This window comes from Ramlibacter sp., from assembly GCF_035655895.1.
In the GTDB taxonomy this organism is placed as follows: Bacteria; Pseudomonadota; Gammaproteobacteria; order Burkholderiales; family Burkholderiaceae_C; genus Ramlibacter.
In genome coordinates this window covers 60,030-81,053 of record NZ_DASRTN010000009.1, presented here as the reverse complement: position 1 = coordinate 81,053, position 21,024 = coordinate 60,030, and the positions used below count along the sequence as shown (strand labels likewise).

Sequence of the window (21,024 nt, the reverse complement as noted above, 5' to 3'; positions counted from 1 at the left end):
CCTTGCGTTTGATCCAACCAAGCGGCCTGCAGAAGCTCCCTGCCGCGGGCGCTGCGCCCACCCCGACGACCCGCCGGCCAAGCCCGGACGACGCTAGGCCGCCAGGCGTGCGCCATCCCCTTGCAGCAGTGATCTGGCCGTGAGTCCATGGAAGACGAGCGACATCGCGACAGCCCAGAGCGTCAGCGACACCAGGGTCTGTGCAGCAGAGCCATCCAGCCCGGCCTGCAGGACGAACAGCAGAGAGAACAACGAGCCGATCCCGCGAATGCCGAACCACCCGCTCATCGCGACATGCGCCGAGGCGCGTCCGTTCGCCAAGGTCGGACGGTAGCACGGCCGGCGGCCGCGCCACCGCAACATCATTGGAACGAACCACGAGACCGCCAAGGTTTGAGGTCCAGCCCGACGGAGAACAGCGACAGCAGCAGCGCCGTTTTGCGCCAGATGCTCCAGACGGTCGTGGACCAGCGCATCGGGCCGAACCACGCGGAGCCCCACAGCCCAGCACGGCGCCGACCGCGAGGTCCACCATCGGCGGCGCGAGGGGGAGTCGATCCAGCAAGCGCGCGAGCAGCATCACTGCGAGCAGGAGCACCGGAGGACCGGCGTCCGGTGGATGCTCACTGGGTCAGCGTCCGCAGGATGTCCGCGTACCAGGCGCAGTTCAGACCGAGCGTTTCGTCGACACCCTGTTCACGCGTCAACATGTCAAGCCTGGCCGAGTGAATCCCCAGCAGTTTCCACGGCAGCGAGCCAGGTTGACCGGGGGCATGGAGAACAACAGGCGCGCCACTGGCGCCACGGTGCATGCGCGCGTCCGTCAGGAAGTAGCCCTGCCCCTGGAAGCGGACGCCAAATGCCGAAGCGACGATGGCATGGCGCGCCACGGGCAGGTTGTGCAGGGTGTCGAAGAACCCCAGCGGAAAGCCCACCACCAGCAATGCGGCGCCCAGCGGCACCTCGTCCAGGGGGCCTTGCAGGTGCGCATCACTGAACGCATGGAGTGCATGCACGCCGGGCAGTGAGGCCCGGTCCAGTTCGATCACCGCCACGTCGATCTCGCCGCCAGAATCCTCCGCTTGCCGCCAGAGGCTCCTGCCGTCCTTGTAGAGCCAGACGGACACGGTCTCCGTGCGTGTGAGATCCACGGGGTCGAGATGGACGACGACGGTGATGCGGTTGGGGTGGTGCCCGGTCGCCGCATCCACCAGCACATGGCGGCTGGTGACGAGGAAGATGCGCTCACCCCGCGCGAAGAAGAAGCCCGTCCCTGCCGTCAACGGCGTGTCGCCGTCGAAGGTCGACACGCGAAGGGTGGCCAGCAGCATCGGATCGATCATGGCCTTCGTTATCCAAGGCTCCCGAGGCCGCTGTTGTAGGTCGTCCACTCAAAAGACGACGAGGAATGGTGGGGTCGACGCCTCCGCCTGGGCGCTCCGCGGCGCGGCCGCAGACCTCTGGCGCGGCCGTACCGGCCGTGACGAGGGCCTCATCGCCCTTGCCCACCGCGCCGTGGCGGCCCCTCCCACCGCTGCGGATGCCGGGCTGTCGACTACCTCCCGGCTCGCTTCAACAGCGCTGCAAGCATCTCGTTGGCCATGTTGCGGAGGCTGCGAACCTGGTGGACCAGCGAGACCGCCGCGGGATCGGACTTGGCCTGCTCGCCGGCCAGGAAGGCAGCCTCGGCCTCGCTGGCGGCGTGCTCCGCCTCACTCCACTTGTGCATCAGCTGGTCGAAGTCCGAATCCGGCATGGCGCGACATCGTGACGAGGACGCAGGAATGACCTTGTAGGAAGAGACTGTCGGGGCTCGTCCTCCGGTAGCAAGTCAGCCGTTCACGATCTCACCCGAACGCCAGGCGCAGAACGCATGTAGCCTTGCGGGTGGCCAACAAGCCTGCTGCTTGTTCCCCCGTTTGTTCCCATGGAAACGCTATGGACGGAGATCAGAGCGCCCCCTCGGATGAGGATCCCGACGAGCTTCTGGAGCAAGCCGCGATGGACTGGGCAGCCCTCAAGGGATTGCATCTTCCTAAGTACAAGGCTCAAGCTGATCCGGACGCTGATCTCGAATTGGCCAAGCAGCGTCGGTGCTCCGGCCAAGGTGCTGCGCGAGCTCACCGACGAAGAGGTCGCCAACCTCCGCGCGAACGCGGCCGACTACGCCCGCAAGTCCGAGGCATTCCGCCACGGTACCTTCTCGCCGATCGCGTACTTCGTCATGCTCACTCAGCTCTGATGTCCGCCTTCTGCACGATGCGCGCGTACCGCGCCTGCTCGTTGCGGAAGATCACGACGGCCTGCTCCGGCGAAGTTGCACGGATGATGTTCTCCTGCTTGACCATCGCTTCCTTGACGTCCGGAGCGTTGAACGCATTGACGATCGCCGTGTGCAGGCGATTGACTTCCGCGGCGGGCAGGCCTTTCGGCCCGACGGCGGCGAACCACCCGCCGACCACGACCTCGGGGAAGCCCTGCTCCTTCATCGTGGGCAGATTGGGCAGCGACGGCACGCGGGAGTCGCCCATCACTGCGATGGCGCGCAGGGCTCCCGACTTGAGCTGCCCCTGGACGGAAGGCACTGCAACCACGCCGAAGTCCACCTGGCCGCCCATCAGGTCCGTCAGCATCGGACCCACGCCCCTGTACGGGACGTGTTTGGCCTTCACGTCCGCTGCGTCCACGAACATCTCTGTCGCCAGGTGCAGGATGGTGCCGTTGCCAGAGGAAGCGAAGTTGTAGCCGTCCGGCTTGGCCTTCAACGCAGCCTGCAACTCCTTGGCGGTGTTCACAGGCAGCTTGGCGGGGTTGACCACCAACACGAAGGGGGCTTCCGCGACGACGCTGATGGGAGTGATGTCCGCCAGGTTGTCGTACGGCATCTTCTTGAAGATGCTGGGGTTCACGGCGTGGTTGTTGGACACGAAGGCGATTGTCCGACCATCGGGCGCCGCCTTCACCAATTGCGCCGTGCCGGTGATGCCCCCGGCACCCGGCAGGTTTTCGATGACGACAGTCTGCTTCAGCTCGCGGGACAGCGCGTTCTGCACGGACCGGATCGTCACGTCCACCCCCGAGCCCGGACCCACCGGCAGGATCACGCGCAGCGGGCTGTCATTGCCCTGGGCCGCCGCGGGCGTGATGGCCGGGAGAATGGCGGCGCCCGCGAGTGCAACCAGCATCAGGCGGCGGATGGATTGGTGCTTCATGGTTTTTGTCTCCAGTGTTGTTCGCTGATCTCAGGCCTGCTTGCGAAGCTCGCTGCGCGAGGGAAGCTGCGCGAGCACTTCATCGGTGTGCTCGCCTGGCTTGGGCAGTGGGCGACGCACTCCGGGCCGCCGGCCACCCATCAGCAGCGGCAGCAGAACGGCTTGCGTGGTCTCGCCATCGTCGGTCTCCATCGGCACCAGGCCGCCGGATTCGATCAGGTGCATGTCGTTCACCAGTTGATCCGGCCGGACGATGGGCGCATAGGGAAGCCCCGCCTCCTGCAACCGCGGCTGCAGCGCGTCGCTCTGCATGCTGGCCATCGTCTTGCGAAGCTCGGCCAGGAGATAAGGTTGGCGCGCGAAGCGCTGGCTGTTCGTGGCCAGCTCGGGATCGTTGGCCAGGTCCATGCGGCCGATCACCCGGCACAGCGCCTGGAAGTGCTTGTCGCTCGTCGCAGCGATGAACAGTTGCTCGTCGCCTGCCAACGTGAAGATGTTGTAAACGGAAAACGTGCCGCCCCGCTCGGGGAGCGGGTCGGGTTTCTCGCCGGTCATGAGGAACTGCTGCATGTGCTGGGACGCGAGCAGCGTGCAGTTCTCGAACAGCGCGCTCTGGATCTCCTGGCCCTTGCCGGTGCGATTGCGTTCCTGCAGCGCCGCCAGGATGCCGATCGCTCCGAACATGCCGCCCATGATGTCGTTCACCGAAGCGCCCATGCGCAGCGGCCGACCCGCAGGGCCGGTCATGTAGGTCAGGCCGGCCATGTTCTGGACGACCTCATCAAGGGCCAGACGGTTCTCGTAGGGACCAGGCAGGAAACCCTTGTGGGAGGCATAGATCAGGTGCGGATGGATCTTCGACACCGTCTCGTAGCCAAGCCCGAACTTCGCCATCAGACCTGGCCGGAAGTTCTCCAGCACCACGTCGCACTGTCCCATCAGCTCACGCGCCGTTTCCTGGCCCGCGGGGCTGGCGATGTCAAGGATGACGCTCTTCTTGTTGCGGTTGAAGCTGCGGAAGAACCCGATGCCGAGACCGGGCAGCGTGCGCGTCTTGTCGCCGCCGGGCGGTTCCACCTTGATGACCTCGGCGCCGAGATCCGCCAGGATCATTCCGCAGGTGGGGCCCATCACCATGTGGGTGAATTCGAGGACGCGGATGCCTTCCAGGGGCAGGCCGGTGGATTCGTTGCGCATGGGGGGAGGGTCCAGTTGGTGTCGTCAGGCGGCCACGCGAGAGAAGTTCTTGGGCAGCCCCGCGCGCCACATGGTGCCGTGGGTCGCTTCGCCGTCGAGCCAGCCGACCAGCTTGGCGCGCACGGCCAGCAGCTTCGGGATGTCGATGCCCGTCTGGACGCCCATGGACTCCAGCATGAACACCAGGTCTTCAGTGGAGGCATTGCCGCTGGCACCCGGCGCATGCGGGCAGCCACCGATGCCGGCCAGGGAGGCGTCGAAGCGCTTCACGCCGACCTGCATGGCGGCAAAGACGTTCGCCAGGGCCAGCCCGCGGGTATCGTGGAAGTGACCGACGGAGAAGCGGTCTCCCGCGATTTGCACCGCCTTCTCGAAGAGGCGGCTGACCGCGGCCGGGTTGGCATAGCCCACGGTGTCGGCCAAGCCCACGCGATCCGCGCCGGCGTCCAGCAGGGCCTTCAGCAGGCGCAGCACCTCGGACTCCTTCACCTCGCCCTGGATCGTGCAGCCGAACGCCGTTCCCACGCCCCCCTCGATCACGCATCTGCTCCCTGCCGCATCGCGTGCAGCGCGGATCTTCGCGAGCTCGGCGACCACGTCGTCCGGCGTCTTGCGCAGGTTGGCGAGGCTGTGCTCGTGGGAGGCGGACAGTGGAAGGACCATCACGTCCGCGCCGTGCTCGATGGCGCGCTCAGCCCCCTTGAGGTTCGGGACCAGCACGGTCGCCACCAACCCCGGCAGGGTCTTGGCGTAGGCCAGAACCTCTGCCGTATCCGCCAACTGCGGCAGAAGCCTGGCGGGCACGAACGATCCGACCTCGAATTCGCGCTGTCCGGCCGCATGGGCATCCCGCAGCCACTCCTTCTTACGCTCGGTGTCGAGGATCTTCTGGATGCTCTGAAGGCCGTCGCGAAGCCCGCTTTCACGAACGATGGCGGCGCCGGGAAAGGTGGATGCGCTCATGTCGACGCAGTCTAGGTGCCGCGGCGCTTTCCCGAAGTGGTATTTTCCGAACGCGAATTTTCCAATCCGTCAAAGCGATCCCTCGAAGCACAAGCGGCCATGAAAGACCTCGACCTCACTTCAATGCGCTACTTCGTCGCGGTCTGCGAAGCCGGCAGCCTGTCGCGCGCTGCGGAGCGGGAGAACGTGGTCACATCGGCCATCAGCAAGCGGCTGTCGCTCATGGAGAGCCAGTTCGGGATCCCGCTGCTGCAACGACAGCACCGCGGCGTCGTCCCGACCCCTGCAGGAGAAACCCTGCTGGAGCACTCGAGGGCGATGCTCTCGAGTGCACAACGAGTGGTGCAGGACATGGCGAGCTTCGCGGGCGGCGTGCGCGGCCAGGTCCGGCTGCTCGCCACGGTGTCGTCGATCGCGGAGTGCCTGCCCGACGACGTAGCCCTCTTCATGAAGCAGCCGCAACACCGGCAGATCCAGGTGCACATCCAGGAGGCTTCCAGCCGCGAGATCGTGCGACGCCTGCGGGAAGGCAGTGCCTCTGTCGGCGTCTTGTGGGACGCCGCGGACCTGCAGGGTCTGTGCACCCTGCCCTACCGCACCGACCACATCTCCGTCGTCGTGCAGGCGTCCCATCCGCTTGGCCGCCGCAAGCAGTGCGCCTTTGTCGACACCCTGCCCTACGAACACGTCAGCCTCGAAGGAACCACGGCCGTGAACAGCAGGATGGAGCGGGCGGCAGCCATCGCGGGACAGCGAATCACCTACCGCGCCACCGTTTCCAATTTCGAGTCCGCGCTGCGCGTCGTGCGCGCCAACCTCGGCCTCTCCATCATCCCGCGCGAGATCGCCGCCAGCCACGCGGCGACTCTAGGCCTGAAGATCATCCCCCTCACCGACGAATGGGCGAAGAGGCGGTTTGCGATCTGCTACCGAAGCAAGGAGCTGCTGCCCAAGTCGGCTGCGCTGCTGGTCGACTACCTGGCCGGGCTCGCGAAGAAGGACTAGCTCACTGCCGGTCAGGCGCAGCGGTACACAACTCTCATGACGCCATGCCTTCGGGAAAGATTCCCTCGACACCGGTGGGGTTCGTGTCGGGCGCGCGTCCGATCGCCTGACGTAGCATGTCGCGCACTTGTTCCAGCCGGACGCGGTCCTGGAGAGCGGCACGGAAGCTGGTGGGCGAGGTGTTGTACTGCGAAAGCGGTCCGTACGCGCGCGGCGTGGGCATGTCCTGCCGCACGGACCAGGAGGTTCCCGTGCCCTGTCGCTCAGGCGAGAGCAGCCAGGAAACGTACAGCTTCGCTGCCTCCGGATGACGAGCTCGGCGGAAGATCGCTGTCGGATGCGCCCAGCTCAGGAAACTGTCGGTGCGCGGCAGAAGGAAGCGAACGGGGGAGTCGGCCGCCGGCACGATCGGACCGGAGGTATTGAAGGACACGGCCCGTTCCCCGCGCTCGACCACCTGGCGATTCACACCGGAACCCTGGATCCAGAGCACGTCCTGCTTCAGGAGATTGTCGAACCACCCCCAGCCATGTTTCGCGATCGCCTGGTCGAACTGGTAGAGAACCGAGTCGTCGTGCTCGGGATGCGTGAGTGCGATCTTCCCCTTCAGCCCGGGATCCAGGAAGTCCGCCCAGTCGCGCGGCGCCTGCGCCTCCGGCAGGACGCGCGTATTCACCAGCGTGCTGAAAACGAAGATGGACGTGGGTGTCCAGAATGCGTCAGGGTCGCGGTACTCGGCGAACACCTGGTCCCAGCCGAGTGGCTTGTACGGCAGCAGGTGCCCCTGAGCCTTCCAGCGGTCGTAGTAGTGGTGGGCCAGGATGTGGACCACGTCCGGCTGCAGCGCGCCGCGTGCGAGCTGGTTGTCGATGCGCACGCCCTGGAGCTTGCTGCGGTCGACCAGGATGCGCACCTTCATTCCGGGGAAGCGGCGCGCGAAGGCTTGTTCGAGGCCGGCGGCCCCATTGGGCAGATCACCGCCTCCGTACACCAGCAGCTGCCCGCCTTCGGCAAGCGCGCTCTTGTGCATCTCGTCCAGGCTCCGGTTCTCCACCCAGGCGGCGGGCGACCGCTCCTGTGATGCGCAACCGCCAAGCGCGCCAATTGCCGCGCTGGCAGCAGCAAGGCGCGACCATTCTCTGCGAGTCAGCAAGGTTTCTTTCATGTGCTCCCTCCGAGAGCGGGTCATAGGCACCTTCGAGATGCTCTGAAAATCCTAGATGGAGCGGGTGCTGCGTTCTTGATCTTTGGTGAGCTCACCGTTTCCAGAACGGAACAGCCATGGTTCGCCGTGCCCAGATTTCCGCTCGCGAAAAGCGATGGGTGGGCTGGTGCGCTCATGCACCAAGCCGACGGTGCGGGGCTGGCGGCTTCGAATCGGTCCGGGCGTAGCCTCCCAGGAACAGCCGAACGGCGCGCGCTGCCATCGCCTTGACGTGTGCCTTGGCGGGGACCGGAGGCTCCTGCCGGTAGATCCAGAGCTCCGTCTCGGCACCGATCAGTGCCAGCAGCTGCTGGGCCAGGATCTCGACCGGCTCATCTTCCAGCTCCCCCCGCTGCACGGCCCCGGCCAGGGCGGTGGAGATCGCCTCGAGGCATCGGCGCAAGCCGACCTCGAAGAACAACTCACCGATGTTGGATCGCCCGGCTTCGCCGACCACCATCCGATAGAGCGCCATCGCTTCGGGGGCCACGCGCAAGGTGATGATCTTCTGCGCAAAGCTGTTCAGCCCGGCTTCGAGACCCACTTCGTCCAGCCGGCCCAGCTCGGCCAATGCGTCGACGAGGTGGTCAGTGGCCAGCGCCTGCGTGACCGCCACGAAGAGGTCCTGCTTGGATGGGAAGTAGCCGTACAGCGTCGCTTTCGAGGCGCCAAGCCGCTGCGCCAATTCGTTCATGGACGCGCGCTCATAGCCCAGCTCCCGGAACAGCCGGGCGGCCTCCTGAACGATGGCGTCGCGACGCGCCTCGGTACGTACTTTCACCATCCGACTCCTTAAGCGAACTGACCTGTTCATTTTTGCTTGACGAACGTCGCGCGTCAAATCAATAATGAACCGTACCGTACGGTTTTAGGAGAGCTGTCCATGATTCTTCCCACCTCGCGCCTGCGGGCCGTCGCTCTGGCTGGCGCACTGACTGCCGTTTTGGCCGGCTGCGGCGAGCCCCCCGCCCCCCCGAGTGGCGCCGGCCGTGCCCCCGGCGTTCGGCCCCAGGTCAGCGTCGTCACCGTCCAGCCGCAGCGCCTTGCCATGACCACCGAACTGCCGGGCCGGGTGGCGGCCGCCGTGAGCGCAGAGGTGCGGCCCCAGGTGACCGGCATCGTGCAAAAGCGCCTGTTCACCGAGGGCAGCTTGGTCCGGGCCGGCGAGCTGCTGTACCAGATCGACCCCTCCAGCTACGCCGCCGCAGTGGACAACGCCGAAGCGGCACTGGCACGGGCTGAGGCCACGCATGCGACGGCCAGACTGAAGGCGGCGCGCCAGCGCGAACTCGCCCTCATCGAAGCCGTCAGCCGCCAGGATGCGGACGATGCGGAAGCCGCCCTCAAGCAGGCAGAAGCCGACGTCGCCGCTGCTCGCGCCGCCGTGCGCACACAGCGCATCCAGCTCGGATACACCCGCGTGACTGCCCCCGTGGCAGGCCGCATCGGCCGCTCGGCGGTCACGCCCGGTGCACTGGCCACCGCCAACCAGGCCACGGCCTTGGCCACCATCCAGCAGCTCGACCCCATCTATGTGGACGTGACCCAGCCCAGCACCGCGCTCCTGGAGATCCGGCGCTCGCTCGCGGCCGGACAGCTCAAGCAAGGGGCGGCCAAGGTGCGCATCGTCCTGGAGGACGGCAGCGTGCACCCGGAAGCTGGCGTGCTGCAGTTCTCCGAAGCGCAGGTGGACGCCTCGACGGGTTCCGTGACATTGCGTGCGCGGGTGCCCAACCCCAGGGGCGATCTCCTCCCGGGCATGTACGCGCGGGCGGTGATCGAACAAGGCGTCATCGAGCAGGCGATCACCGTGCCCCAAGCTGCCGTCGAGCGCGACGCGGCAGGACAACCCAGCGTGATGGTCGTCGGCGATGGCGCGACCCTGCAAAAACGGTCGATCCGCACGGTGCGAACAGTGGGCAGCGACTGGCTGGTGGCCGATGGACTGAAGCCAGGGGACGTGGTCGCCGTCGCAGGACAGCAGAAGGTTCCCCCCGGTGCCGCAGTGAACGCGCAGCCGCTCAAGCCGGCCACGGGCGTCGCGCAACGCTGAAGGAAACACCATGGCCCGCTTTTTCATCGACCGACCTGTCTTCGCCTGGGTCCTGGCCATCGCCACCATGTTGGCGGGCCTGGTCGCCATCAAGACGCTCCCTATCGCCCAGTACCCGGCGATCGCGCCTCCCGCCGTCACCATCAACGCCACGTACCCGGGCGCCACCGCCAAGACGCTGGAAGACACCGTCACCCAGATCATCGAGCAGAAGATGAAGGGGCTGGACCGGCTGCGGTACATGCAGTCCACGAGCGACTCGTCGGGCGCGGTGGCGATCACCCTGACCTTTGAAAACGGCACGGACGCGGACACCGCGCAAGTGCAGGTGCAGAACAAGCTCGCTCTCGCCACGCCACTGCTGCCGCAGGAAGTGCAGCAGCAAGGCGTGCAGGTCAGCAAGTCGTCCACCAACTTCCTTGCGATCTACGCGTTCGTCTCGGCCGACGGACGGATGTCCGGCGGTGACCTGGCCGACGTCGTCGCCGCCCAGGTGGTCGACCCGGTCAGCCGCGTGGAAGGCGTGGGTGACACGACGCTGTTCGGCTCGCAGCGCGCCATGCGCATCTGGTTGGACGCCGACAAGCTGGCGAACTACAAGCTCGCGCCGCTGGACGTGCGCCAGGCCGTGCAGGCCCACAACGTCCAAGTCGCGGCCGGACAACTCGGCGGACTGCCGGCCGTTCCCGGCCAGGCGCTCAACGCGACGATCACCGCGCGAACCAAGCTCAAGACAGCGGACGAGTTCGCCGGCATCCGGCTGCGCACCCAGGCCGACGGCGCTTCCGTGTACCTGCGCGATGTGGCCCGGGTTGAACTCGGCAATGAACAGTATGCCGTCGATGCCCGCTACAACGGCAAGCCGGCGGCCGGGCTGGCCGTCAAGCTCGCGACGGGCGCCAACGCGTTGGACACGGTGAAGGCAGTCGACGCGGAGCTGGACCGCTTGCGGCAGTTCCTGCCTGCCGGCATGGAGGTGGTCAAGCCCTATGACACCGCTCCCTTCGTGCGGCTGTCCATCCAGGAGGTCGTGAAGACGCTGGCCGAAGCGATCGTGCTCGTCTTCCTGGTCATGCTCCTGTTCCTGCAGAACTTCCGCGCAACGCTGATCCCCACCATCGCGGTGCCGGTGGTGCTGCTCGGCACCTTCGGCGTGATGGCAGCCTTCGGCTACACGATCAACACGCTCACCATGCTCGCGATGGTGCTGGCCATCGGCCTTCTGGTGGACGACGCCATCGTGGTGGTCGAGAACGTCGAGCGGTTGATGCAGGAGAAACACCTGTCGGCGCGCGAGGCGACCTACGAGTCGATGGGCCAGATCAGCGGCGCGCTGATCGGCGTCGCTCTGGTGCTGGCCGCTGTGTTCCTTCCCATGGCCTTCTTCGGCGGCGCCGCGGGCGTGATCTACCGCCAGTTCACCGTCGCCATCGTGGCCGCAATGACGTTGTCGGTGCTGGTGGCGATGATCCTGACGCCGGCCCTGTGCGCGACGCTCCTCAGGCCGGGGCATGCGCTGGCGACGACGGGGTTCTTCGGTGCCTTCAACCGGGTCTTCGACCGCGGGACCACCCGCTACGAAGGCGTTGTGCGCGGCCTCGCCAAGCGCAGCAAGATCGCGATGGTGGCGTACGTCGTGCTGGCCGGCGTGGCCGTATTCGGCCTGTCCAAGGTGCCAGGCGGCTTCCTGCCAGACGAAGACCAGGGCGTGATGTTCACGCTGGTGCAGCTGCCCGCAGGGGCCACCCAGCAACGCACGCAGGAAGTGATCAAGCAAGTGGAGCGCCACTATCTCGAGGGCGAGAAGGAGGCCGTGGAGGGAATCTTCACGGTTGCCGGCTTCAGCTTTGCCGGCTCCGGCCAGAACACTGGCCTGGCATTCGTCAAGCTCAAGCCCTGGGACCAACGTACCGGGGCCGGCGGCAAGGCCGCGGCCATTGCCGGCCGCGCGAACGCGGCGTTCGCCCCGCTGAAGGACGGCATGGTGTTCGCAGTCACCCCGCCCGCGGTGTCCGAACTCGGCAACGCAACGGGCTTCGACCTGATGCTGCAGGACCGCGGGAACCTGGGCCACGAGGCGCTGACCGCCGCCCGCAACCAGCTGCTGGCGGCGCTGGCCAAGGAGCAGGGGCTGGTGGGTGTTCGTCCCAACGGCTTGGAAGACACGCCGGAGTTCCGGCTGGTGCTGGACGAGAACAAGCTCGGCGCGCTCGGCCTGTCCATCTCCGACGTCAATGGCACGCTGGGAGTCGCATGGGCCGGGTCTTACGTCAACGACTTCCTGGATGCCGGGCGGGTGAAGAAGGTCTTCCTGCAGGCCGATGCGCGGCACCGCATGGCACCAGAGGACCTGGACCGCTGGTTCGTGCGGAACAACGCGGGTTCTATGGTGCCGTTCGCCGCGTTCGCGAAAGGGGAGTGGACCAGCGGCTCGCCGAGACTGGAACGCTACAACGGGCTGCCTTCCATGCAGATCCTGGGCATGGCAATGCCTGGTGCCATGTCCAGCGGTGACGCCATGGCGCTCGTGGAACGTCACGCCGCGCAGCTGCCCCCCGGCATCGGATTCGAGTGGAGCGGGCTCTCGCTGCAGGAACGGGAGTCCGCCGGTCAGGCCACCCTGCTCTACCTGGCATCGATCCTGGTGGTGTTCCTCTGCCTGGCGGCGCTGTACGAGAGCTGGTCGGTTCCCTTCGCCGTCATCCTCGCGGTGCCACTCGGGGTGCTGGGCACCGTGGCCGCCGCAGTGCTGACCTGGAAGATGAACGACGTGTATTTCCAGGTGGGCCTGCTCACGACCGTAGGACTTGCGTCGAAAAACGCGATCCTGATCGTGGAGTTCGCCAAGGCTTTGGTCGAACAGGGCCGCGATGTCGTCGACGCGGCGGTCGAGGCCGCCCGGATGCGGTTGCGGCCGATCCTGATGACCTCGCTCGCGTTCGTGCTGGGCGTGTTGCCCCTCGCCCATGCTTCCGGTGCGGGTGCCGGGGCGCAGAACGCCCTGGGAGCCGCCGTGATCGGCGGCATGGTGGGCGGCACGCTGCTGGTCGCACTGCTCGTCCCTGTGTTCTTCGTTGCCGTGCAGCGCGCGGCCCGCCGCCGTGCGGTCCCGCAGCAGCTGTCCACGAACCTGGAGGTCGCATGACATCCCGCATGACCCAATCGCTGGCTGCGAGCGCTGCAGCCCTCCTCATCGCCGGCTGCGCCAACCTGGCGCCCACCTACGAACGCCCTGTTGCACCGGTTCCCGCAGCGTGGGCGGGCACGCCGCCTGGCACGGCAGCACCTGCTGCGGTGCCCTGGCGAAACTACTTCGCGGACCAGCGCCTGCAGAAGCTGCTGGATCTGGCCCTGGCCAACAACCGCGACTTGCGCATCGCCGCGCTCAACATCGAGCGCGCGCGGGCGCAGTTCCGGGTCCAGGACGCGGCCACCCTGCCGAGCGTCAGCGTCGACGCCAGCGGCACGGCCGCCCGCGCGCCGGCAGGCCTCACGCCGACCGGCTCGGCGCAGACCACGCACCAGTACACGGCGACCGTTGGGGCGACCGCGTTCGAACTCGATTTTTTCGGCCGTGTGGCCAACCTCCGGAACCAGGCTCTCGAGCAGTTTCTCTCGACCGAGGAAGCCCGCAATGCGGCGCAGATCAGCCTGGTGGCGGAGGTGGCGAATGCATGGTTCCAGTGGAGTGCTGACCTGGCGAGGGTGGCGCTGGCGGAAGAGACGCTGCGCAGCCGCTCGAACACGGTCGCACTGACCGAGAAGCGCCTGGCGCTTGGCGCCACCACGGCGCTGGTGCTTCGCCAGCAGCAGGTGCTGGTGGCAGCTGCCCGAAACGACGTGGCAACGTACCGGGGGCAAGTGCGACTCGATCGCAACGCACTGGAACTGCTGCTGGGCGCGACCGTCCCTGCCGAGATGGAACCGGCAGCCCTCGACCCAGCGCTCGGCGATACGCTGCCACCCTTGCCTGAGCGCCTGTCATCCGAGCTGCTCCTGCGCCGGCCTGACATCCTGTCCAGCGAGCTGCAGCTTCGCGCCGCAACTGCCAACATCGGGGCGGCGCGCGCCGCCTTCTACCCGCGCATCAGCCTCACGGCAGCTGCAGGCAGCGCGAGTACGGAACTGTCGCAGCTGTTCCGCTCGGGAGCGGGCATCTGGAGCTTCGTGCCGCAGATCACGCTTCCGATCTTCGATGGCGGCGCCAACCGCGCGAATCTCCAGGGCGCCAATGCGGAGCGCGACATCTCGTTGGCGCGCTACGAGCAGTCGATTCAGACCGGCTTCCGTGAAGTGGCCGACGCTCTTGCACTCCGGGAGACGATCGCCCAGCGGCTAGACGCGCAACAGGCGCTGGTGCAGGCCAGCGCGCAGGCCCTGGAGCTGGCGCGAGCGCGCTATACCCGCGGCATGGACAGCTGGCTGGAAGTGCTCGATGCCGAACGCGATGACCAAGCCGCCCGCCAGGGGCTCATCGAGTTGCGTCGAGCGCAAATCTCCAACGGTGTGACGCTGTACAAAGTCTTGGGAGGGGGTTTGGCTTGAGGTGACCTGCCCTTCAAGTCCGGCATCACAACCGCGCCTGCTGCCCGTTTTCCTTCAGGTCACTGAGGACTCGCAGCAGCACCTCGCTGCGAGTGATCGCGACACGGCGCGGGGACGCTACCAAACCAGAAGCACTGAACACCAAACGGTCTGCCTCGACGCCGTCGAGCAGAACGCGCGGTGGCGGATGGGGGAGGATGTCCTCGTGCTGCTCCAGCGCAGCAAGGATCGTCCGGCGGACATGCTCCGGATCCACGTCGAGCGGAAGCGGCAGCTTGATCTGCACCAGGCCTTGCGCCCGCACGTCGTGGGTGACATTGCGCACGACCTTGGTGATGAACTCGGAATTGGGAACGATCAGCGTCGAGCGATCGGCCATCTGGATCTCGGTCGCCCGGACGTTGATGCGGACGATGTCGCCCTCGAGCCCTGCGATGGCGACCCAGTCCCCGACCTTGACGGGGCGCTCTGCGAGAAGGATCAGACCGGAGACGAAGTTGGAAACGATGGCTTGCAGGCCGAAGCCGATGCCCACGGTCAAGGCACTGGCGATCCAGGCGACCTGGTTCAGCGCCAGCCCCATGGCAGACAGTCCCATGGCCACCGCGACGACACCGCCGATGAAGCCGAGCAAGGCGGAGATCGAGTTCTGCATCCCGAGGTCCAACCCCATCGTGGGCAGCAGGTGCTTGGTCGTCCAGCGCCGCAGCACGCGGACGGCAGCGAGCGACAAGAGGACGACCAGCAGCGCATTGAGCACCGCAGCGGGACGAACCTGCAGATTTCCGATCGTCAGCCCCTCGCGCCACCGGGCCGCGCGTCCCACGAGCTCAGCAGGCCCTTCCCCATAGGGCGCGAACACCAGCACCAGCAGCAGCCCGGCGAGCAGGACTTGGAGCAGCCCGGCAGCGACAACGGCGATTTGCGCGTGGCGCGCTGGCATGTCGCCGGCCTGCGGATCGTCTGCTTCGCGCCCCGGAGGCCGGCTGGCGGACCAGATGACGGCGTCCTTGATGACTGCGTTGAGCACATACCCGCCGCAGAGCAGGATGAAGGTCCAGACCACCTGGCCGGTCGCCGCGCTCCCGAGCGCCACATACCCAGCCAGCATGGCCGCAATGGCGAGACCGAGGATCGACCAGGCGCCGGCGAGCAGTGGCGCGATCCACCAGGGGCGCGCGGCCGCGCCGAGCTGACGCCAGAGGCGCTCGTGCACACGGATGGCCCGGGCCGTCACAAGGGCCAGTGAGATCGAAGCGACGGCCTCTGCAGCGATGACGGAGTACAAGGAGAACTGCCCGACTTCGCTGAGGGCCCGGAGCAACCACGCTGCAAACAGCGTCGAAGCAAGCCATAGCGGCTGCAGACGCATGCCCATCGCGACCTCATCGGGGATGACAGGTAGCCGCCAGGACGGGCTCTTGGCCGCCAGCAGCCCGTGCAACAGGCCGAAGACGAAGAAGCAGAAGCACGCCATCGCACCGGCGCGCAGCGCAAAGCTCTCCCAACTGGAACGTGTCGCAGCCTCTCCCGTGAGGCTGAGGAGTGCCAGCAGCGCACCTAGCGGCAACAGCAGCGCTCCGAGGGCCGTGGCCAGCGCGCGCAGTGACCTGCGCAAGCGCCCCGCGGGCGTGCGCTCCACCAGGAGCCGATTGGTGATCGCGCGGATCGGCCACCTCAGGAGCAGAGCGATGAGGAAGGTCGCCGCAGCGAGGAGCGCCTGGCGACCGTCGATCTGGTCGACCCATGCCTTGAATTGTCGACCCAGTCGATCCAGTCGTTGCATGTCAGACGGGATTCCGGCGCGCACATTGCGGAAGAAGGTCGGGCTGAGCAGCATGTCTGTGCGGGTGGACAGTTCGGCAGCAAAGCGCTGGCGCGCACTGGCCGCTGTCTTGTCCGCCAGCTGTTCGCTGGTGACGACGAGCAGCCGGGCGAGCCTGATCCGGGCGTCGATCTGCGCCACCGACTTCTGCAAGGTCTTGCGCTGCTCCGTCACGTCCGGCGCCTCGCCCTCGGTGGCGGCCTTGCCCAATTCGTCGAGGCGAGCCTGGCCGCTCGCCAACAACGGCGCCTGCTCGGCGGCCACCGAGTTGGCTTGACGCTCAAACTCGAGCAGCCTGCGGCGAAGGACCGGCAGCTCGTTCATGGGCACGCGCTGATCCTGCAATCGGCGCTCGATCTCCTCGACGGCCAGTCGAACCGAATCGAGCTTCGCGTCCGGGTCGTCCGCAGCTTGGGCGAGCACTCTGCCACCGCAGAGAGCCAGCAGGAACCAGAGGATCCAAAGTGTAAGCATGCCTTGAGCAGCCGACCTCCCCCGGCACGTACCGGCTCGTGTGCCCGCCAGAGCGGCCGGAACTCTGTTCGGAGCGAAACCGCCCATCACAGCGGCCGCACAGGCTTGGACGCGGCCGGCCGGGCGACGGGGTCCCGCATCGTGTTCACCGGTTGCCCTTGCATCGCAGCGGGCGCGAACTGCTGGAACTGGCGATCTGGTGCATCCCCCGGCCGACCGCATCTGCCTTGCGGACTGGACGGGTGCCGCGCACGACGGGCGATTCGGGTCATGGTCACGTTTTCGTGGAAGGATGGGGCGAATTGGTGTGCTTGACGTCCGGGTGCCTTCAACCGCTGGCTCGCGACGACGGCCTGAAGATCGAGCGACTCTCGAGGGCGCGGCTTTCGCGAGAAGCGCTGGCCGATCGGTCGGACGCTTGTCGATAAGATCGCCACTGGACAGTGCGCCGAGCAGTCTACTTTCGATCAAGCAACCACGCGGTCCGACAGAAATCAACTGACACAAGCATGGGATCCCGACGAGTGTTCAAGGCGATGCGGGGCGCTGTCGCGCTCGCCCTGTCGGTGCTGGGCCTCCTTGCTGGATGCAGCACGGCGCAGTACCCGGTCAATTCGCCGTTGGCCAAGTTCGACCCGGAGACGGGCTATCGGATGAAGCGCTTTGCCGGTGCTCTGGGGGATGAAGAGCTTTTCGTGGTCCTGACCTTCTCGGGCGGCGGCACCCGGGCGGCAGCACTGGCCTATGGGGTTCTGGAGGAGCTGTCGAGGACGCCGATCTTCTGGAGGGGAGCGCGGAAACGACTGCTCGATGAAGTTGACCTGGTGTACGGCGTGTCGGGCGGCTCCATCACCGCCGCCTACTGGGGACTGCACGGAGATCGCATCTTTGCGGACTTCGACGACGCGTTCCTCGGCCGCGACTTCGAGTCTCAGCTGCTGGACGCTGCCATCCGGCTCCCGAACCTGTGGCGCGTGACGTCACCACGCTTCGGCCGCGGCGACCTCCTGCAGGAGCGGCTGGATGCGCAGTTGTTCCACGGAGCCACGTTCGCAGATCTGGCCGCGCGCAGAGGAGGGCCACTGGTCGTGATCAGCGCCACCGACCTCAGCAACGGTGCACGGATCGACTTCACGCAGGACTACTTCGACCTGATCTGCTCGGATCTTTCCAGCTTCCCTGTGGCGCGGGCGGTGGCGGCATCCAGCGCAGTCCCGGTGGTGTTCTCGCCCATCACCCTGTGGAACTATGCGGGCTCCTGCGGCTACATCCCGTCGCCGCTGCTGGCCTCAGCCCGGGAGGCTCCATCCGTCAGGCGCCTGAGCGAAAGCCGCGAGGAGGAGCGCGCGCGCTCCGTCGTGAAGTACCTGGACCGCGGCGCGAACCCCTACCTGCACCTGGTGGACGGGGGCTTGGCAGACAACCTCGCAGTGCGGGGACTGCTCGAATTGGCCGAACTGTCCGAGCGTGGGGATCCGATGGCCGCGGCGGGCCGTCCGTTGCGGCTTCGCAAGCTTCTCTTCATCACCGTGGACGCCGGCGTCGAGACGAAACGCCAGATCAGCATGGCGCCAAACACCCCGAGCGTGGCAGACGTGATCCAGGCTCTGGCGGACATTCCGGTGGACCGCTTCTCCGCCGAAACCCGCCTGCTCTTGCGAGCGGCTTTCGAGAAGTGGCGGTCGCAGCCGGTGCCATCCGATCCGCATGGGGAGATGCCGCAGATCTTCACCGCGGAGGTCTCGCTGCGTTCTGTACCCGACGAGGGTCAACGCAGCCTCCTGATGCTGCTGCCGACGTCGCTGTCCCTTCCGGGTGACGACGTGCGCAAGTTGCGGGCTGCCGGGGCACGGCTCCTGCGGGAATCCACTGACTTCCAGCGGTTGGTTCGTCAGCTCAGCGTCGGGCCCGCGGGCGGCACACCGTCACCTTGAGAACGGCGGCTCCTGTCACTGGAGCGCGTGCCGCACGACGACCGTCAGCGGTGTGGTGGGCCGCCCCAGCAGCCGAGACAACGTGCGGCTGTCATCGTCCAGCGCGCCGTGCGCTGCATCCGCCTCCCAGCTGGCAAGTGCCTGTGCAAAGGGGGCCGGAACGCCCGCACTCTGCAGTGCCTGGGCGTAGCCCGCCTGACCGAGGTCCCGGTACGGCAGTTCCCTGCCTGCTTGCCGGCCGATCTCCGCGGCAAGGTCCGCCAGCGTGTAGCGTTCATCCCCGCCAAGTTCGTAGACTTGGTTGTCGTGCCCGGGTGTCGTGAGCACGATGGCCGCCGCCTCGGCCAGATCCGCGCGCGCCGCACCGGCGATACGCCCCCCGCTCGCAGCGCCGATGAACGCACCTGCGGCCAGAGCCGTCCTGGCAGAGCCCGCGTGGTTCTCGATGTACCAGCCATTGCGAAGGATGGTGAACGGGATCCCGCACTCGCGCAGCATCGCTTCGGTTTCGACATGCTCCGACGCCAGACTCATGGGGCTGGTGTCCGCATGCAGCAGGCTTGTGTAGACGACTGCCTTGACCCCCGCCGCCTTGGCAGCTTGGATGACGTGGCGGTGCTGAGTGGCGCGCTGTCCGACCTCGCTGGAGGAGATCAGCAGCAACGTGTCGATGCCGACGAGCGCAGTCGCAAGCGTCTCGGGGCGGGCGTAGTCCGCCTCTCGGGTAGCCACTCCAAGGTCCGCAGCCTTCCCGGGGGAGCGAACAAGGGCGACCAGATCGGACGGTGCGACTCTGGCTTTGAGTTTTTCCACGACGAGCCGACCAAGTTGGCCAGTGGCTCCAGTGACTCCATAGGTCATGTGTGCTCCTCGAGATCAGGCCGCGACGACAGCTTGGATCTTGCCGCTCATGCGCAAGAACGCCCCGTCGGGGTTGATGATGTTGGTGTGGACGACGGCCTGCGCGAATTCTTCCACTTGGACCGCGGTTGCCTTGGGCTTCTCCTGCCAGGTCACGACGAACAGGCCAGGCCGCACGTTGATCGCTTCATGGCGGACAGTCTCCTTCATGCCCGCGAACTGGCTGCCGATCATCTCGAACGTGAGTTCGGAGGTGGAGTCGAACCCGATCCGCGGCGTGAACTGCGTGAAGTCGATGTCGAACACGTGTCCCAGCGGGATCGTGGTGGCGGTCGCAATCGAGGTATTCATATGGCCCGGGGTCCGTTAGGCGCGTGCTCGCGGCTTGCGAGTTGGTCGAAGCGCGAGGGACTGGTGTCCTCGCTGAACCGGAAGCTGGACGCCGCCATGGAGCCGGCGAAGAGCTCTCCGTAGACCGGCGTCACGGGTTCGCCCTCCGCCGCGCCGGCGACCACCATCAGCGGCATGAGGTGGTCTTCGCGCGGATGATTCAAGCGGGCGAATGGCGCCTGGTCCCAGTGCAGGAGCGCCTCGGCGCGTGCCCGTGGATCAGGGTTCATGACCGCGCCGCGCAACCACGCGTCGAAGGCCTGCGAGGGTGCCGCCATCTGCGGGCCGCGCTCTCGCAGATTGTGCGAAGTGAAGCCACTTCCGATGATGAGCACATCTTCATCACGCAGCGGCGCCAACGCCCGGCCGAGCGCCAGGTGCTCGGCGGGGTCGAGCGAGTTCTTCAGCGAGATCTGCACGATCGGCACGTCGGCATCAGGGTAGATCGGCTTCATCATGCTGAAGGTGCCGTGATCGAAGCCGCGCTGCGCGTCCAGTCGAACCGGCCCACCTGCATTGTTCACCAGTGTGCGAACGCGCTCTGCCAGTGCCGGATCCCCGGGTGCCGGGTACTTGATGTCGTACAGCTCGGGTGGGAAGCCGTAGTAGTCGAAGACCATGCCGGGTGCACGACCGGACGAGATGGTGAACTCCGTCTCTTCCCAGTGACCGGAGACGACGAGCACCGCCTTGGGCGGGCGCGGCAGCTGCCGCGGGATGTCTTGCAACGAGGCCTCCAGCAGGTTGAACATCTGGCGCATCGGTCCCGTCATGTAGGGCCAGGGGCCACCACCATGGGACAGGAAGTACACCGGCATGCGCCGGGAAGCGGAAGGTCGGGACATGGTCGCCTCGTGCGTGGGTTGCTGGGTCAGCGCGGCATGATCGGAGCCTTCTTGGTCCGACCCCAGATGACGAACACCTGAAGTGCGATGAGAAGGACATTCACGGGCAGCACGGCGAGTTCACCGCGGGATGCGTGCAGCACGATGGCGAACGCCTGCAGCACGGTGGCGCCGACGGCGGCCCACACGGTGAGTTGCGGTGCAATGCGCGTGAGCGCGGGCAAGATGAGGCCCAGGCCAGCCGCCAGGTCGGCCGTCCCCGCAATGCGCACGATGGCGGCTGGCAGGTCGCCCGTCCACGCCATCTGTTGGCTCAGGTCAGCAATGGGCTTCGCCAGTTTCATCAGGCCCGACGGGATGTACATCGCGGCCAGGAGCATCTGCGCGATCCAGAGCGAGATGCGCCAAGGTTTGGCCGAGCCGGACACGGTGCTGGTCGGGGAGGTGCGCGCTGTCATGGGGTTCTCCAACAATCGATCGCGGGATGTTCCCATCAACTCGTCGCGGCGAAAACGA

19 protein-coding genes are annotated in these 21,024 nt (G+C 66.7%); 6 read left to right on the top strand and 13 right to left on the bottom strand.

Features of this window, described 5'->3' with window-relative positions; all coding sequences use genetic code 11:
• Positions 1 to 93 precede the first annotated feature (93 nt).
• From VFE82_RS12080 to VFE82_RS12070, 3 genes are all read right to left on the bottom strand, one after another.
• Positions 94 to 321 (bottom strand): hypothetical protein, encoded by a 228-nt coding sequence (locus VFE82_RS12080; protein ID WP_325000564.1) that lies wholly within the window; start codon positions 319 to 321, stop codon positions 94 to 96.
• A 302-nt stretch (positions 322 to 623) separates the two neighbouring features.
• Positions 624 to 1,343 carry a serine protease gene (locus VFE82_RS12075; RefSeq protein WP_325000563.1) on the bottom strand — a complete coding sequence of 240 codons (720 nt, stop codon included), beginning with the start codon at positions 1,341 to 1,343 and terminating at the stop codon, positions 624 to 626.
• Positions 1,344 to 1,555: 212 nt separating this feature from the next.
• The gene (locus VFE82_RS12070; RefSeq protein WP_325000562.1) at positions 1,556 to 1,756 is read right to left on the bottom strand and encodes a hypothetical protein; all 201 of its coding nucleotides are present in this window, start codon (positions 1,754 to 1,756) and stop codon (positions 1,556 to 1,558) included.
• 210 nt (positions 1,757 to 1,966) lie between these two features.
• On the opposite strand from VFE82_RS12070, the gene VFE82_RS12065 reads away from it, so the two are divergent.
• Complete coding sequence (locus tag VFE82_RS12065; protein ID WP_325000561.1) at positions 1,967 to 2,242, top strand: hypothetical protein; 276 nt, start codon at positions 1,967 to 1,969, stop codon at positions 2,240 to 2,242.
• Here the strand turns inward: VFE82_RS12065 and VFE82_RS12060 are convergent.
• The 3 genes from VFE82_RS12060 to VFE82_RS12050 are packed head-to-tail and all read right to left on the bottom strand — an operon-like array spanning position 2,229 to position 5,372.
• Positions 2,229 to 3,212 carry a tripartite tricarboxylate transporter substrate binding protein gene (locus VFE82_RS12060; protein ID WP_325000560.1) on the bottom strand — a complete coding sequence of 328 codons (984 nt, stop codon included), beginning with the start codon at positions 3,210 to 3,212 and terminating at the stop codon, positions 2,229 to 2,231. The genes VFE82_RS12065 and VFE82_RS12060 overlap by 14 nt on opposite strands.
• Positions 3,213 to 3,242: 30 nt before the next feature.
• A complete protein-coding gene (locus tag VFE82_RS12055) occupies positions 3,243 to 4,409 on the bottom strand; it encodes a CaiB/BaiF CoA-transferase family protein (RefSeq protein WP_325000559.1) in 1,167 nt (388 codons plus the stop codon).
• A gap of 24 nt (positions 4,410 to 4,433) precedes the next feature.
• On the bottom strand, positions 4,434 to 5,372 hold the full coding sequence (locus tag VFE82_RS12050) for a hydroxymethylglutaryl-CoA lyase (RefSeq protein ID WP_325000558.1): 939 nt from the start codon (positions 5,370 to 5,372) through the stop codon (positions 4,434 to 4,436).
• A 15-nt stretch (positions 5,373 to 5,387) separates the two neighbouring features.
• On the opposite strand from VFE82_RS12050, the gene VFE82_RS12045 reads away from it, so the two are divergent.
• A complete protein-coding gene (locus VFE82_RS12045) occupies positions 5,388 to 6,377 on the top strand; it encodes a LysR family transcriptional regulator (protein ID WP_325000557.1) in 990 nt (329 codons plus the stop codon).
• Positions 6,378 to 6,411: 34 nt separating this feature from the next.
• Here the strand turns inward: VFE82_RS12045 and VFE82_RS12040 are convergent, their stop codons facing one another.
• Both VFE82_RS12040 and VFE82_RS12035 read right to left on the bottom strand, forming a co-directional pair.
• Entirely contained in the window at positions 6,412 to 7,542 is a 1,131-nt protein-coding gene (locus tag VFE82_RS12040; protein WP_325000556.1) for an ABC transporter substrate-binding protein, read from the bottom strand.
• 172 nt (positions 7,543 to 7,714) lie between these two features.
• On the bottom strand, positions 7,715 to 8,362 hold the full coding sequence (locus VFE82_RS12035) for a TetR/AcrR family transcriptional regulator (RefSeq protein WP_325000555.1): 648 nt from the start codon (positions 8,360 to 8,362) through the stop codon (positions 7,715 to 7,717).
• A 39-nt stretch (positions 8,363 to 8,401) separates the two neighbouring features.
• On the opposite strand from VFE82_RS12035, the gene VFE82_RS12030 reads away from it, so the two are divergent.
• The 3 genes from VFE82_RS12030 to VFE82_RS12020 are packed head-to-tail and all read left to right on the top strand — an operon-like array spanning position 8,402 to position 14,179.
• Entirely contained in the window at positions 8,402 to 9,634 is a 1,233-nt protein-coding gene (locus VFE82_RS12030) for an efflux RND transporter periplasmic adaptor subunit (RefSeq protein WP_414708754.1), read from the top strand.
• Positions 9,635 to 9,644: 10 nt separating this feature from the next.
• A complete protein-coding gene (locus tag VFE82_RS12025) occupies positions 9,645 to 12,779 on the top strand; it encodes an efflux RND transporter permease subunit (RefSeq protein WP_325000554.1) in 3,135 nt (1,044 codons plus the stop codon).
• Complete coding sequence (locus tag VFE82_RS12020; RefSeq protein ID WP_325000553.1) at positions 12,776 to 14,179, top strand: efflux transporter outer membrane subunit; 1,404 nt, start codon at positions 12,776 to 12,778, stop codon at positions 14,177 to 14,179. Before VFE82_RS12025 ends, VFE82_RS12020 begins: the two co-directional genes overlap by 4 nt.
• A gap of 25 nt (positions 14,180 to 14,204) precedes the next feature.
• On the opposite strand, the gene VFE82_RS12015 is transcribed toward VFE82_RS12020, so the two are convergent.
• Positions 14,205 to 16,427: a DUF3772 domain-containing protein gene (locus VFE82_RS12015; protein ID WP_325000552.1), complete on the bottom strand. Its 2,223-nt coding sequence runs from the start codon at positions 16,425 to 16,427 to the stop codon at positions 14,205 to 14,207.
• A 575-nt stretch (positions 16,428 to 17,002) separates the two neighbouring features.
• On the opposite strand from VFE82_RS12015, the gene VFE82_RS12010 reads away from it, so the two are divergent.
• On the top strand, positions 17,003 to 18,412 hold the full coding sequence (locus tag VFE82_RS12010; RefSeq protein ID WP_325000551.1) for a patatin-like phospholipase family protein: 1,410 nt from the start codon (positions 17,003 to 17,005) through the stop codon (positions 18,410 to 18,412).
• 15 nt (positions 18,413 to 18,427) lie between these two features.
• On the opposite strand, the gene VFE82_RS12005 is transcribed toward VFE82_RS12010, so the two are convergent.
• From VFE82_RS12005 to VFE82_RS11990, 4 genes are read right to left on the bottom strand one after another with little or no spacing between them, the layout of a single operon-like run.
• Entirely contained in the window at positions 18,428 to 19,273 is an 846-nt protein-coding gene (locus VFE82_RS12005; protein WP_325000550.1) for an NAD(P)H-binding protein, read from the bottom strand.
• A gap of 15 nt (positions 19,274 to 19,288) precedes the next feature.
• Entirely contained in the window at positions 19,289 to 19,624 is a 336-nt protein-coding gene (locus VFE82_RS12000; protein ID WP_325000549.1) for a MoaF-related domain-containing protein, read from the bottom strand.
• Complete coding sequence (locus tag VFE82_RS11995) at positions 19,621 to 20,508, bottom strand: class III extradiol ring-cleavage dioxygenase (protein WP_325000548.1); 888 nt, start codon at positions 20,506 to 20,508, stop codon at positions 19,621 to 19,623. Before VFE82_RS11995 ends, VFE82_RS12000 begins: the two co-directional genes overlap by 4 nt.
• Before the next feature lie 26 nt (positions 20,509 to 20,534).
• Complete coding sequence (locus VFE82_RS11990; RefSeq protein WP_325000547.1) at positions 20,535 to 20,966, bottom strand: DoxX family protein; 432 nt, start codon at positions 20,964 to 20,966, stop codon at positions 20,535 to 20,537.
• Positions 20,967 to 21,024 lie beyond the last annotated feature (58 nt).